General features: G+C 63.1%; 15 protein-coding genes. 9 read left to right on the top strand and 6 right to left on the bottom strand.

Annotated elements, in window-relative coordinates; all coding sequences use genetic code 11:
- Positions 1–106 precede the first annotated feature (106 nt).
- The 5 genes from codB (at position 107) to NP534_RS22200 (ending at position 5,308) form a co-directional block, all read left to right on the top strand.
- A complete protein-coding gene (codB, locus tag NP534_RS22220; protein ID WP_274100135.1) occupies positions 107–1,372 on the top strand; it encodes a cytosine permease in 1,266 nt (421 codons plus the stop codon).
- Complete coding sequence (locus NP534_RS22215) at positions 1,369–2,586, top strand: PucR family transcriptional regulator (RefSeq protein WP_274100134.1); 1,218 nt, start codon at positions 1,369–1,371, stop codon at positions 2,584–2,586. Before codB ends, NP534_RS22215 begins: the two co-directional genes overlap by 4 nt.
- A 4-nt stretch (positions 2,587–2,590) precedes the next feature.
- A complete protein-coding gene (codA, locus tag NP534_RS22210; protein ID WP_033697965.1) occupies positions 2,591–3,832 on the top strand; it encodes a cytosine deaminase in 1,242 nt (413 codons plus the stop codon).
- Positions 3,833–4,077: 245 nt separating this feature from the next.
- Positions 4,078–5,070, top strand: a complete 993-nt coding sequence (locus tag NP534_RS22205) for a DNA-binding protein (protein WP_274100133.1) — start codon at positions 4,078–4,080, stop codon at positions 5,068–5,070.
- Positions 5,071–5,137: 67 nt separating this feature from the next.
- Positions 5,138–5,308, top strand: coding sequence for a DUF6021 family protein (locus tag NP534_RS22200; protein WP_274100132.1), 171 nt, complete (start codon positions 5,138–5,140; stop codon positions 5,306–5,308).
- Between the two features lie 37 nt (positions 5,309–5,345).
- On the opposite strand, the gene NP534_RS22195 is transcribed toward NP534_RS22200, so the two are convergent.
- Together NP534_RS22195 and NP534_RS22190 are read right to left on the bottom strand one after the other, a co-directional pair.
- Positions 5,346–5,597 (bottom strand): hypothetical protein, encoded by a 252-nt coding sequence (locus NP534_RS22195; protein ID WP_274100131.1) that lies wholly within the window; start codon positions 5,595–5,597, stop codon positions 5,346–5,348.
- Between the two features lie 8 nt (positions 5,598–5,605).
- Positions 5,606–6,106 carry a DUF4142 domain-containing protein gene (locus tag NP534_RS22190; RefSeq protein ID WP_274100130.1) on the bottom strand — a complete coding sequence of 167 codons (501 nt, stop codon included), beginning with the start codon at positions 6,104–6,106 and terminating at the stop codon, positions 5,606–5,608.
- 169 nt (positions 6,107–6,275) lie between these two features.
- Here NP534_RS22190 and NP534_RS22185 point away from each other — a divergent pair, with 169 nt between their 5' ends.
- Genes NP534_RS22185 through NP534_RS22175 form a run of 3 tightly spaced genes read left to right on the top strand, consistent with a single transcriptional unit; the run spans position 6,276 to position 8,921 of the window.
- On the top strand, positions 6,276–6,518 hold the full coding sequence (locus NP534_RS22185; RefSeq protein WP_033697960.1) for a hypothetical protein: 243 nt from the start codon (positions 6,276–6,278) through the stop codon (positions 6,516–6,518).
- Entirely contained in the window at positions 6,515–7,309 is a 795-nt protein-coding gene (gene xth / locus NP534_RS22180; RefSeq protein WP_274100129.1) for an exodeoxyribonuclease III, read from the top strand. The genes NP534_RS22185 and xth overlap by 4 nt, the downstream gene beginning before the upstream one ends.
- 43 nt (positions 7,310–7,352) lie before the next feature.
- On the top strand, positions 7,353–8,921 hold the full coding sequence (locus NP534_RS22175; protein WP_274100128.1) for a sensor domain-containing diguanylate cyclase: 1,569 nt from the start codon (positions 7,353–7,355) through the stop codon (positions 8,919–8,921).
- Between the two features lie 27 nt (positions 8,922–8,948).
- On the opposite strand, the gene NP534_RS22170 is transcribed toward NP534_RS22175, so the two are convergent.
- Positions 8,949–9,455 carry a GNAT family N-acetyltransferase gene (locus NP534_RS22170; RefSeq protein ID WP_274100127.1) on the bottom strand — a complete coding sequence of 169 codons (507 nt, stop codon included), beginning with the start codon at positions 9,453–9,455 and terminating at the stop codon, positions 8,949–8,951.
- Positions 9,456–9,489: 34 nt separating this feature from the next.
- Positions 9,490–10,203 (bottom strand): MgtC/SapB family protein, encoded by a 714-nt coding sequence (locus NP534_RS22165; RefSeq protein ID WP_274100126.1) that lies wholly within the window; start codon positions 10,201–10,203, stop codon positions 9,490–9,492.
- A 414-nt stretch (positions 10,204–10,617) separates the two neighbouring features.
- On the opposite strand from NP534_RS22165, the gene NP534_RS22160 reads away from it, so the two are divergent.
- A complete protein-coding gene (locus NP534_RS22160) occupies positions 10,618–11,085 on the top strand; it encodes a sterol desaturase family protein (RefSeq protein WP_186653428.1) in 468 nt (155 codons plus the stop codon).
- Between the two features lie 2 nt (positions 11,086–11,087).
- Here the strand turns inward: NP534_RS22160 and NP534_RS22155 are convergent, their stop codons facing one another.
- Both NP534_RS22155 and NP534_RS22150 read right to left on the bottom strand, forming a co-directional pair.
- Positions 11,088–11,987 carry a bile acid:sodium symporter family protein gene (locus NP534_RS22155; protein ID WP_274100125.1) on the bottom strand — a complete coding sequence of 300 codons (900 nt, stop codon included), beginning with the start codon at positions 11,985–11,987 and terminating at the stop codon, positions 11,088–11,090.
- Positions 11,988–12,054: 67 nt separating this feature from the next.
- Positions 12,055–12,235: hypothetical protein (locus tag NP534_RS22150; protein ID WP_274100124.1), on the bottom strand; the 181-nt coding region annotated here is incomplete at its 5' end.

Below are 12,235 nucleotides of genomic sequence, written 5' to 3'. Positions count from 1 at the left end.
ATCTTATGCTGTGCCGTTCGCCACCCATTTCGAGGGTTGCCACCTGCTGTGAAAGCGGCCCGCATATTGCTCTACCTGCTCCAACTACCACCCGGAGCCCCGTGCAATGAGCTCACCTACCGAATTCCCGCTTTGCGAAGCCCCGCGCGCTTCCCGCAAGGGCCTGTTGCCCATTGCCATGGTGTTGTTCAGCTTCACATTCTTTACCGGTACGATGTTCGCCGGTGGCAAGCTGGGCATGGCCTTCAACTTTGCCGACATGCTGTGGGTGGCCACGGTCGGCAACACGTTATTGGCTTTGTATGCCGCCACCCTGGCGTTCATCGCGTCACGCAGCGGCCTCAACACCGTGCTGATGGGCCGCTTCTGCTTTGGTGAGGCGGGCAGCCGGCTTTCGGATTTCCTGCTGGGTTTCGCTGAGCTCGGCTGGTACGCCTGGGGCACGGCCACGGTGGCAATCGTGCTGGTCAAGCTGTTGGGACTGGCAGGGGGCTTTGCCGTGCCCTTGATGGTGCTGTTCGGCTTGGGCTTCAGTGTCACGGCCATCATCGGTTTCAAAGGGCTGGACGTGCTATCACGGGTTTCGGTGCCATTGATGTTCGCGCTGCTGCTGGTGTCGATGTACATCGCCACCCGCGATGCCGGTGGGTTTGCCGGCCTGGCCGCGGTGGTACCGCACGAAACCATGACTTTTTCGGCGGCCGTGACCATGGTGTTCGGCACCTTCGCCAGTGGCGCCACCCAAGCCACCAACTGGACGCGCCTGGCGCGCAGCGGGCGTGTGGCGGTGGTGGCCAGCATCGTTGCGTTTCTGCTGGGCAATGGCCTGATGGTGGTCGCCGGGGCCTGGTGCGCGATGGTGTATCAGCAGGCCGACATCGTCGAGGTGATGATGCTGCAAGGCCTGTCATTCGCGGCCGTGGTGATGTTGTGCCTGAACCTGTGGACGATTCAGGGCCCGACCCTCTACAACGTGTCGGCAGCGGCCTGCCACCTGCTGCGCAGCGAGCGCCGGCGCACCGCGACACTGGTCGCGGCCGGGGTGGGGATCATGCTGGCCATCGGCGGCATGTACGAAATGCTGATCCCGTTCCTGGTGCTGCTGGGCTCGGTGATTCCGCCGGTGGGCGGTGTAATCATGGCCGACTTCTGGTACCGCCACCGCGGCCAGTATCCGGCGCTGGGCGCAACGGCCCTGCCGCGTTACAACCGGGTGGGGCTTTTTGCTTATGCCGTAGGTGCGGTATTGGCGTATGCCTCGCCCTGGGTCGCGCCGCTGGTGGGCATCGCTGCTTCGGCGCTGTGTTACATCGTCATGCTTGAACTGAGCGGGCGGCGCCGGGTGGTAGGCGAGGCGGGTGTCGAGCCGTGAGTCTGGCGCTGGATGAAATTCTGCACCTGCCCGGCCTGCAGGAGATGACCGTGCGCGCTGGCGCGCGCAACCTGCAGCGGCGGGTGCGCTGGCCTTATGTAGCCGAGAACGAAGGCATCGCCGAGTGGGTGATGGGCGGCGAGCTGGTGTTCGTTACGGGCATCAACCACCCGCGTGGCGAGGCCAACCTGCTCAGCCTGGTGGAGGACGGCGAGGCCGTGGGCATCGCGGGCCTGGTTATCCTTACCGGTGGTACGTACATCCAGGGTATCCCGGCCAACGTGCTCACGCGTGCCGAGCAACTGGGCTTGCCGTTGATCGAGCAGCCTTATGCGCTGAAGATGGTGGTGGTCACCCACCTGATCGGGACGGCGCTGGTACAGATGACCCAGGTGCGGCGTTCGCGCAACGATATCTTGGGCCAGCTGTTGACCGGTGACTATCCAAGCCTGGCGATCGCCCGGCAACGCGCGGCCCACCTGGCACTGGCGCTTGACGAGCCGCGGCGCCTGCTGGCGCTGCGCTTGTCGGGCGTCGATGGCTTGTTCGAGCGCCATGGGCTGGCCCAGGGTGAGCGGGTGTGGCAAGGCGTTCGCCAGGCCCTGGAAGATCAGTTGGAAGCCTGGTGCCGTGGCAGGCCGGGCACCGTGACCGCGCACTTGCCGGGTGACCTGTTCGTGCTGTTGCTGCCGGACGCTGCCGGCCTGCCAGCCACGCTGGCCGCGCTGCACCGGCAATTGGTCGCTGTGGCCGGGGAGTTGGGCTTGTACATGGGCCTGTCGAGCCGTGCCGAGGAGTGCGCCCACTACCGCCATGCACTCAACGAGGCGCGTCAAGCCCTGGAGGTGGCGCAAAACCTGCGCCCGGCCAACGGCTTTTGCGACTTCAGCGAACTGGGTGTACTGCGCCTGCTGCAGGGCATCGTCGATCGCTCGCTGATCGACGATTTCGTCGGCCAGACACTCGGCCCGTTGATAGCACCGGGCCGCAAGCATCCCAATACCCTGGTGCATACCCTCGACGCCCTGCTCAAGGAGAATGGCAATGGGCTGAAGGCCGCCCAGCGCCTGGGGCTGCACCGTAATACCATCAACCAACGCATTCAACGCATCGAACAACTGAGTGGCCAGTCCCTGGACGATCCGCTTTTTCGTATGAACGCTTCGGTGGCCATGCTGGTTTGGCGCATGACCGAAGCCCAAGGCAAGGAGTAACGCCATGAACATCATCAACGCACGCCTGCGAGGCAAGGCTGGCCTGTTTCGCATCGAACTGAACGGCGACCGCATTGCCAGCATCCAGCCCCAGAGTGGTACGGTGGCACCGGGGGCCAGCGATGACCTGGATGCCGGGCAGAACCTGGTGGTAGCCCCCTTCGTCGAGCCGCACATCCACCTCGACGCCACCCTCACTGCCGGCCAGCCGAAGTGGAACATGAGCGGCACCTTGTTCGAAGGCATCGAGCGCTGGGCCGAACGCAAGGAAATCACCACCCACGAAGACATCAAGACCCGCGCCACCAAGACCATCGGCATGCTGGTCGACCACGGCATTCAGCACGTACGCACCCATGTCGATGTCACCGACCCCAAGCTCACTGCGCTCAAGGCCATGGTCGAGGTGCGTGAAGAGGTGCGCCACCTGGTCGACCTGCAAATCGTCGCCTTCCCCCAGGAGGGCATTGAGTCGTACGCCAATGGCCGGGCGCTGATGACCGAAGCAGTTGCCATCGGCGCCGATGTGGTCGGCGGTATTCCGCATTTCGAGAATACCCGCGACCAGGGCGTTTCGTCGGTCAAGTTCCTGATGGACCTGGCCGAGCGCACCGGGTGCCTGGTGGATGTGCACTGCGACGAAACCGACGACCCGCAGTCGCGCTTCCTTGAAGTGCTGGCCGAGGAAGCCCGCGTGCGGGGCATGGGCGCCCGGGTCACCGCCAGCCACACCGTGGCGATGGGCTCTTACGACAACGCCTACTGCTACAAGCTGTTCCGTTTGCTCAAGATGTCGGGCATCAACTTTGTGTCGTGCCCGACCGAGAGTATTCACCTGCAAGGGCGCTTCGACAGCTACCCCAAGCGACGCGGGGTAACGCGGGTGGCGGAAATCGACCGCGCGGGCATGAACGTGTGTTTTGGCCAGGACTCCATCGTCGACCCGTGGTACCCGCTGGGCAATGGCAACATCCTGCGCATCCTCGAGGCCGGGCTGCACATCTGCCACATGCTCGGCTATGAAGACTTGCAGCGCTGCCTGGACCTGATCACCGACAACAGTGCACGTACGCTAAACCTGGGGGACCGCTATGGCATCGAGGTCGGGCGGCCAGCGAACCTGCTGTTGCTGTCGGCGCCGGATGATTACGAGATGGTCCGCAGCCAAGGGTACGCGCTGGTGTCGGTGCGCAATGGCAAGGTGTTGATGCGGCGTACGCCTTCGCAGGTCGAACGCCTGGCCTGACCCCGCTACAGGTTCAATCGAACGCCCCGCAGGCTTTTGCCTGGCGGGGCGTTTTGCATTCTGCGAGACGCTACTCGACTGTTGCCGTACGCGTTTCCCAATCGAAATTGTCATTTCCAGCGCCTCACATGCGATAAGCCGTGATTATTCCATGTGATTTAGTACTTGAAATGATGTCACCGCTCGGTCAAAATTAGTACGTAATTACATGTTACGTACCATGGTACAAAATCGTAGGAGCAAGCATGGCCCGGGGCGGTATCAACAAGGTGGTAGTGCAGCAGGCGCGTCAGGCCCTGATCGCCCGTGGCGAGAACCCGAGCATCGATGCAGTACGCATCGAACTGGGAAATACGGGCTCGAAAAGCACCATTCACCGCTACCTGAAAGAGCTCAACGAGCAGCAGGCCGTGGCCACGGCAGGGCCCGCAGGGTTGAGCGAGACGCTTGGGCGCTTTGTCGGGCAGTTGGCCAGCCAACTGCAGGAAGAAGCGGACGCGCGCATCGAAGAGGCCGAAGCTGTTTTCACCCAACAGCGCGAGCAGCTTGAAGGGCAGTTGCAGCTGGCCCAGCAGGCCCTGGCTGCGGCTCACCAGCAACAGCAGATACAGGCCGCCGCACTGGCCGCCGAGTCGGAAAAGCTGCTTTCGACCCAGAGCACTTTGCAGGCAGAACAACTGCGCAGCGCCAGCCTCAACCAGGCATTGGGCGAGTTGCAGGTGCGCCTGGGCGACAAGGAAGAGCAGGTGCGCTCACTGGAAGACAAGCATCGCCACGCCCGCGATGCGCTGGAGCATTACCGCAGCGCCAGCCGCGAGCAGCGCGAGCAGGAGCAACGCCGCCACGAGGCGCAGCTGCAGCAACTGCAAGTAGAAATACGCCAACTGCAGCAGGGCATGATCATCAAGCAGGATGAGCTGACCAGGCTGCACCGCGATAACGAGCGCTTGCTGGGCGAACACCGGCAGGCCACCAGCGACCGCAAGGCGCGTGACGAACTGCTGGAGCAGCGTGACGCGCAGATCCAGGGCTTGCGCACGATCCTGGCCCAGGCCCAAGGCGCCAGTGAGGAGATGCGCCGGCAACTGGACGTGCAAACGCAGTTGCTTGACGCCAAGCGCGAACTGCACGCCGAACAGGTGCGCCAGGTGCAGCATCTGGAAGCTGAGCTACTGGAGCGCGATGAGGCGCTGAAGGCCTGCCACACGCAATTGAGCGAACACACCCAAGCCAAATAAGCCTTAGATAAATCAAACTTCCTCGGGCGGGTGCTTTCTTCCGTAGACCTTCACAGGAGACAGTGCCATGCATACGCCAGGACCAAAGCAAACCCCGCAGAAGGGGCCTCACTCGTCTGATCACGCGGATAAAAAGGAAGACTTGGGTTTTGACCCCGACTCGCCAGACCTGGAAGACCCCCAGGTAGACCCGCAAGGCCCGGCCATCGCGCCCCGGGACGTCGAGAAAGACCAGTGAGCTACGGGGCCGCCGAGCGGCCCCGCATTCACCGTGGTTAGCCTTGCGTTTGCTTGGCGGCTTCCACGCCCGATGCGGACAGCTTGATCGGGTAGTGCAGGCTGACTTGGTGGTTGCCATCGACAGCCACGCTGCCGTCGTGAATCAATCCGTCGTCCTGAAGCGTCTTGAGCATGCCGGCTACCACTTTTTCACCCCGGTAGTTGTCCAGCACTTCCTTGCCCAGCCCCTCAGGGTGGGCGTGCAGCAGACGGGTCAACACTTCAGCGCGCAATGCATCATTAGTCATGTGTGGCCTCACTTGCCGTGTTTGGCCTGAAGCGCCTTGGCATGCTCCAGGTGCTGTTCGAGTTTAGGCAGTGTGTCGCTGGCGAATGCCTTCAGCTCAGCCTTGTCGGACGATGCGGCTTCTTTCTTGAACAGTTCGACGGCCTTTTCATGGGCATCGACCTGGTTGTTGATGTAGGACTTGTCGAAGGATTCTTCACGCCATTCCAGGATCATCTTCTTGACCTTGTCGGTCAGTGCCGCCTCATCGGGCACCGAAATGTCCAGCTTGCGGGCAATGTCGCCGAGTTTCTGGTTGGCCTGGGTATGGTCGGTGACCATCTGCTGGGCGAACGCTTTGATGTCGGCATTCTGGCTTTTCTCCTTGGCCAGGTTGCCCGTCACCACTTCGGCGATGCCCGCTTCGGTCGCCCCGTCGACGAAATCATCGGAACTCGCTGCCATTGCATGCACCGACGCCAGGCCCAGCGCCATGGATAGCCCCACGCGCTTGATGAACAGACTGCTCATGCTTCACTCCTTAACCGTTGGCGCGACTTCAGTGTCGCGTACGGTTGAGCATGTGCAGGCGCTAAAGGTTTAAAGTTTTTCCCGACTGGCACTCACCTCGCCAGCAAGGTTGAACGTTGGGCAAGGGCAGGGCTCACACATTCAAAGCAGGCAGCGAGGAGCCACGCACATGAGCATTGACCGCAGCATCCCCGAGCTTGAGGCCTGGTACGCCCAGTATGACGATGTCAGTTACCGGCGCGAGTCGCCGGACGCCTACCATCATGAGCTGGTGCGCACGGCCGAAGCCCTGCGCGACGATGGCGCCATCGACTGGGATGACTGGCTGCAGCTCAAGGCCATGGCCGACCAGGCGCACATCAACGCGCTCGCAGATGCGGTGCGGGCGCATGTGGAAGACCCGGACGCATGAAAGCGCTGAAGATCGCCACCTTCAATATCAACGGTATTCGCAGTCGGCTACCGGCTTTGATTGCCTGGCTGGAGCGGGAAAAACCTGACATCGCCTGCCTGCAGGAGCTGAAAGCGCCCGATCAGCAGTTCCCACGCGACGCGCTCGAAGCCGTGGGTTACGGCTGTTTGTATCAGGGGCAGCCTTCGTGGAACGGCGTTGCCATTCTCGCCCGTGGCAGCGAGCCGCTGGAAGTGCGCCGCGGCCTCCCAGGCATGGAGGCGGATGAGCAGAGCCGCTACCTGGAGGCCGCCGTGCAAGGGCTGGTCATCGGCTGCCTTTACCTGCCCAACGGCAACCCGCAACCCGGGCCCAAGTTCGACTACAAACTGCGCTGGTTCGAATGCCTGATCGAACATGCGGCCCGCTTGCGCGCGAGTGAGCACCCGGTGTTGCTGGCGGGAGACTTCAACGTCGTGCCCACCGATTTCGACATCTATAACCCGCGCTCCTGGCTCAAGGACGCGCTGCTGCAGCCTGAGTCCCGAGACTGCTACCAGCGCTTGCTAAGCCAGGGCTGGACCGATGCGCTACGCCATTTGCACCCGCACGAGCGGGTCTATACCTTCTGGGACTACTTCCGTAACCACTGGCAGCGTAATGCCGGGTTGCGTATCGACCATCTGCTGCTCAACCCGGAACTTGCGCCTTACCTCAAGGCCGCCGGGGTGGATGCCTGGGTGCGCAACGAACCCAAGGCCAGCGACCATGCCCCGGTGTGGATCGAACTGGCGTCACGCAAGCGGCGCTGAACTATAGTCATAAGCGGCGAACGCGGGATCGCAAGGGAATAGAATGTGCGCAGCCAGGCAACAGGATGATGAAGGGCACCTCGCGGTAACCAGCGAGGGCCGGGCCGTGGGGCTGTTCCGCCTGGTCCTGGCGTTCATGGTGGTGGTGATGTTGGCTTTCGTGGTGGTGGAGGGCTGGCGCATCTGGCGCGACTACCGCCATGCCTTCAGCAACGCCGAGAACATGGTGACCAACCTCGCCCGCGCCACGGCCCAACATGCCGAAGACGCCATACGCCAGGTGGATGTAGTGACCGCATCCTTGGCCGAGCGCCTGGAAGGTGACGGCTTCGAGCATATGGACCGCCCGCGGCTGCATGCCTTGCTGGCCCAGCAAAAGGCGCTGATGCCGCAGTTGCATGGGCTGTTCGTGTATGGCCCCGATGGCAACTGGCTGGTCACCGACCAGGCGGCCATACCGCCCAATGCCAACAATGCCGACCGCGACTATTTCGTTTATCACCGCACCCATGCCGACCACCAGGTACGCATCGGCTCGGTGGTGCGCAGCCGCTCCACGGGCGACCTGATCATCCCCATCTCCCGGCGCCTGGAGTATGGCGATGGGCGTTTTGCCGGGGTATTGCTGGGCACCATCAAGGTGGACTGGTTCGTGCGCTACTACGGCGATTTCAAAATCGATGAGCGTGGCGCGCTGGTACTGGCCAAGCGCGACGGCACTATTCTGGTTCGCCGGCCGTTCGTGTCCAGAATGGTGGGGCGGACACTGGCCAACAGCGAGATTTTTCGCAACCACTTGCCTTATGCCAGTGAAGGGGTGGCTGAGGCGGTGGCGGTAGTGGATGGCACGCCACGGCTGTATGCCTACCGTGCCTTATCGAGTTACCCGCTGGTAGTCGAAGCCGGGCTTTCCCGGGAGTCCATCGTGGCACCGTGGCGGCACGATGCGATCAAGTCGGTGGCTGCCTTGCTGCTGTTGTTGGTGGGGTTGGCGGCATTTGGCGGGGTGGTCTTGCGCCAACTGCGCGAGCGCATTGTCATCGAGCGCGCGCTGCACCAGGCGCACCAGACCTTGCGCTCACTGGCGCTGACCGACAGCCTGACCGGGCTTGGCAATCGTCGGCGGCTGGATGCGGTGCTCGCACCGGAGCTACGGCGGGCCCGCCGGCAGGGGCACTCGGTGGCGCTGGTGATGCTCGACCTGGACTACTTCAAGGCTTACAACGACCGTTATGGACACCTTGCCGGGGATGAGTGCCTGCAGCGTTTCGCCGAGCTGCTGCAACAGGCATTGAGGCGCCCGGCGGACTTGGCGGTGCGCTACGGCGGCGAGGAGTTCACGCTGCTGATGCCCGACACTGATGGGCCGGGCGCCGAATTGGTCGTTCAGGCGCTGCAGCAGCTGCTGCGCCGGCATGTGATCGAGCATGGCGGCAGCCCATTGGGGCGCGTGTCGTTCAGCGCTGGGATTGCGATCGGCGACCTGGCCCGCGACACGATCACCGCCGAACGCCTGATGGCGGCGGCGGACGGGGCGTTGTATCAGGCCAAGCGGCAGGGCCGGGACCGTTACTGCCTGGCGGATAGCGTGGCGGCAGGTGTAGACCCCTGAACCGACAAGACAGCAAGGGTGCGCAGCTCAGTCGATACGCAGGTGCATCGCGCAGCGGCCCTTGAGCCCGTGGGCAACTTCGCTGGCCAGAATCTGCCGCAGCCGCGCGCACAGCAGGCCTTCGTCAAGGGTTTCAAAGCCATAGCGCCTGTAGAACGGCGCATTCCAGGGCACGTCGGCAAAGGTGGTCAAGGTCAGTTCCCGGGCGCCTGATGCGCGGGCCACTGCGACCAGCTGATCGAGCAGCTTGCGCCCGATACCTTGCCCTTGTGCCTCCCGTCGCACGGAGATCTCATGAATGTGCAATGCCTGTTGCTCATACCCTGCGCACGCAAAACCCAGAATCTGCCCGGTGTCAGCCTCGGCCAGCCAGCTTGCACCGGCGTCGACGCAGGCCTGATGGGTGGTGATGTCCAGCACATCACCTGCAGCCAGCCAGGCCAGCGCCGGCAGGCTGGCGAAAGCCTGAGCGGCTGACCGCTCGACCTCGGCAAGCCTGGGGATGTCACGGGTGAGGGTAGGGCGTATAAGCACAAGTCGGTCCTGCAAGCCGTCGGGTGGGTGGGCGTCAGTCTGCCGCCGCCACCTGCGGCTGCAGCTGCCAGCGCACCGAGCTTACACCCTTTTCCAGGCTTACCCGGCTGACCAGCCGCTCCAGTTGCGCCGGCGCCTGCGGGTTGCCCAGCAGCTCGGCGCGTACTTCAAGACGCGCCGGGTTGGGCAGGTCCTCACTGTGCAGCGACTGCAGCCGCAGCTCAGGGTCGCCCAGGCTGTGCAGCATCAGGCTGCGCACCTGGATTTCGTCCTCGGCGCGGCACACCACGCGCACCTCGAAGCGTTGTTCCACTTCAGTGGCCGGCACGATGTCCTGGCGGTCCAGGCGCTGGGCGATATCACGCAGCAGGATATTGGCGCACAACACCGCCAGGCTGCCCAGGGTGGCCTCCAGCAGCAGGCCAAGGCTGCACAGTACGCCAACGGCGGCCGTGCACCAGAGGGTGGCGGCGGTGTTCAGGCCGCGCACGTTGAAGCCGTCGCGCATGATCACGCCGCCGCCGAGAAAGCCGATGCCCGACACCACGTAGGCTGCAACGCGCGAGGCATCGTTGGCGGCCATGCCCGGCACTGCCTGGGTCATCAGCACGAACAGACAGGCACCGATACTGACCAGTGCATTGGTGCGCAGGCCGGTCAGGCGTTGACGCAGTTGACGCTCGGCGCCGATGAGTGCGCCCAGCAGCAGGGCGACGCTGACGCGCAGCAGAAAGACTTTCCAATCCATAGCAAACCTCTTCCACGGGCACAGGCCCGCATGAACGCCATCACGTGTTGGCGTGGTTGAATAACCAGAAAATGCGCAGGGCCACGAAGGGTAGGGAAAGAGGAAGGCTTCAGCCAGGGAGGCTGGAGAAAACCACCATCACACCATGACGGCGAGACAGTGGCAGGACACTGCCGGACTAGCTCGCCAAGTGGGCCTGTCGCAAGCGACTGGGGCTACTGTCCAATGCAGGACTCCTGTTCAGGGATGCGAAATTGCGTCGCGGACCTTACGCCGCGAGGTAGACGAGGTCAAGGGCAAAAACATGACAACGGCTTCATCCGGAAAGTGCCTACAGCCTGTCACGGCTTCATGGAAAAAAAAGCCGGCAGTCGTTACCCTTGCGCCTTCCCTTGATACTGCCCGGGCCCTTACATGCTGTTCAATCTCGCCGTGCTGTTCGGCACACTGGTGGCCATGGAGGGCGTTGGCACGCTGGCTCACAAGTACATCATGCATGGCTGGGGCTGGTGGCTGCATCGCTCGCACCACGAGCCGCACCTGGGCATGCTCGAGACCAACGACCTCTACCTGGTGGCGCTTGGGCTGATCGCCGCCGGGCTGGTGGCGCTGGGCAAAGGCGGGTATGCACCGCTGCAATGGGTGGGCGGGGGAGTGGCAGGGTACGGCGTGCTGTATGTGCTGGCCCACGATGGCGTGTTCCATCGCCACTGGCCGCAGAAACCGCGGCCGGTCAATCGCTACCTCAAGCGGCTGCATCGCGCTCATCGTCTGCACCATGCGATCAAGGGCCGCAAGGGCACTGTGTCGTTCGGCTTCTTCTACGCACCCCCGCTCAAGGTGCTGAAGCGCCAATTGCACAGCCGTCGCGACCGGCCCTGAGCTCAGTTGACCGGTTCGCCCTTGGCCTCTGCTGCGGTTGCGCCGTGCCCACGGCTTACCCACCAGCCAAAGCCGGCTGCGGTAAAGAACATGATCAGGCTGTAAAGCGCCGCCGGCACTGCCATGGTCGGGTTGTTCAGCAGCGAAGGGCTCAACGCCAAGGCGATCGCCAGGGTGCCGTTGTGGATGCCGATTTCCATACCGATGGCGATGGCCTGGCGCTTGGGAATGTTCAGCAGCCGGGGCACCCAGTAGCCCACCGACAGGCTCAGCAGGTTGAACAGCAGGGCAGCCAGGCCGACTACCGGGGCGTACGCCAGCACGGTCTGCCAATCCTTGGCCAAGGCCAGCACGATGGTGAACGCCAGAAACAGCGCCGCCACCAGCTTCATGGGCTTTTCCATGCGTACAGCGAAGCCCGGTGCAAAACGGCGGATCAACATGCCCAACGCCACCGGCAGCAGCACAATCGCGAACACCTGCATGACCTTGGCGAACTGCAAGGGGATGGCCTGGTCCGACGCCATGAACCAGCCTAGCGACAGGTTTACCAGCAGCGGCATGGTGAGGATCGCGATCAACGAGTTGACCGCCGTCAGGGTGATGTTCAACGCCACATCACCGTGGGCCAGATGGCTGAACAGGTTGGCCGTGGTGCCGCCCGGCGAGGCGGCCAGCAGCATCAGCCCCACCGCCAGGGCAGACTCCAGGCCAAAGCCGTTGGCGATCAGGAAGCACACCAGTGGCAACAACAGAATCTGGCAGGCCAGGCCAATTACGACCGGTTTGGGGTATTTCACCACCCTGGCAAAATCGGCCAGGGTCAGTGACAGCCCAAGGCCGAGCATGATGATGCCCAATGCCAAGGGCAGGAAGGCGGTAAGCAGGGGCGAGGCAGTCATGGAGGGCTCTCGGATCAAGGCGTCGTACGAAGGATTCCGAGGAGTGTAGGCCGCGCTGTATTGATAGCTAATTGCAAAGCGCCATCTCTTGGTAACCTTTTGTTACCGAACTGGTCGCCTGCAGCGTCTGCATGCCGCGTTGCGAAGGGCGTGCCGGCGCAGTAGCATGCGCGCTTTTACCAAGGATTAGCCTGTCATGCCGTTTCAGCAAGGTCTGCTTGCCACGCCGGACACTGGGGTACTGGGCG

This window comes from Pseudomonas sp. 39004 (assembly GCF_028682155.1).
GTDB lineage: Bacteria > Pseudomonadota > Gammaproteobacteria > Pseudomonadales > Pseudomonadaceae > Aquipseudomonas > Aquipseudomonas capeferrum.
Note: the sequence above shows the minus strand (reverse complement) of the source record. Positions and strands in the feature narration are given on the sequence as shown.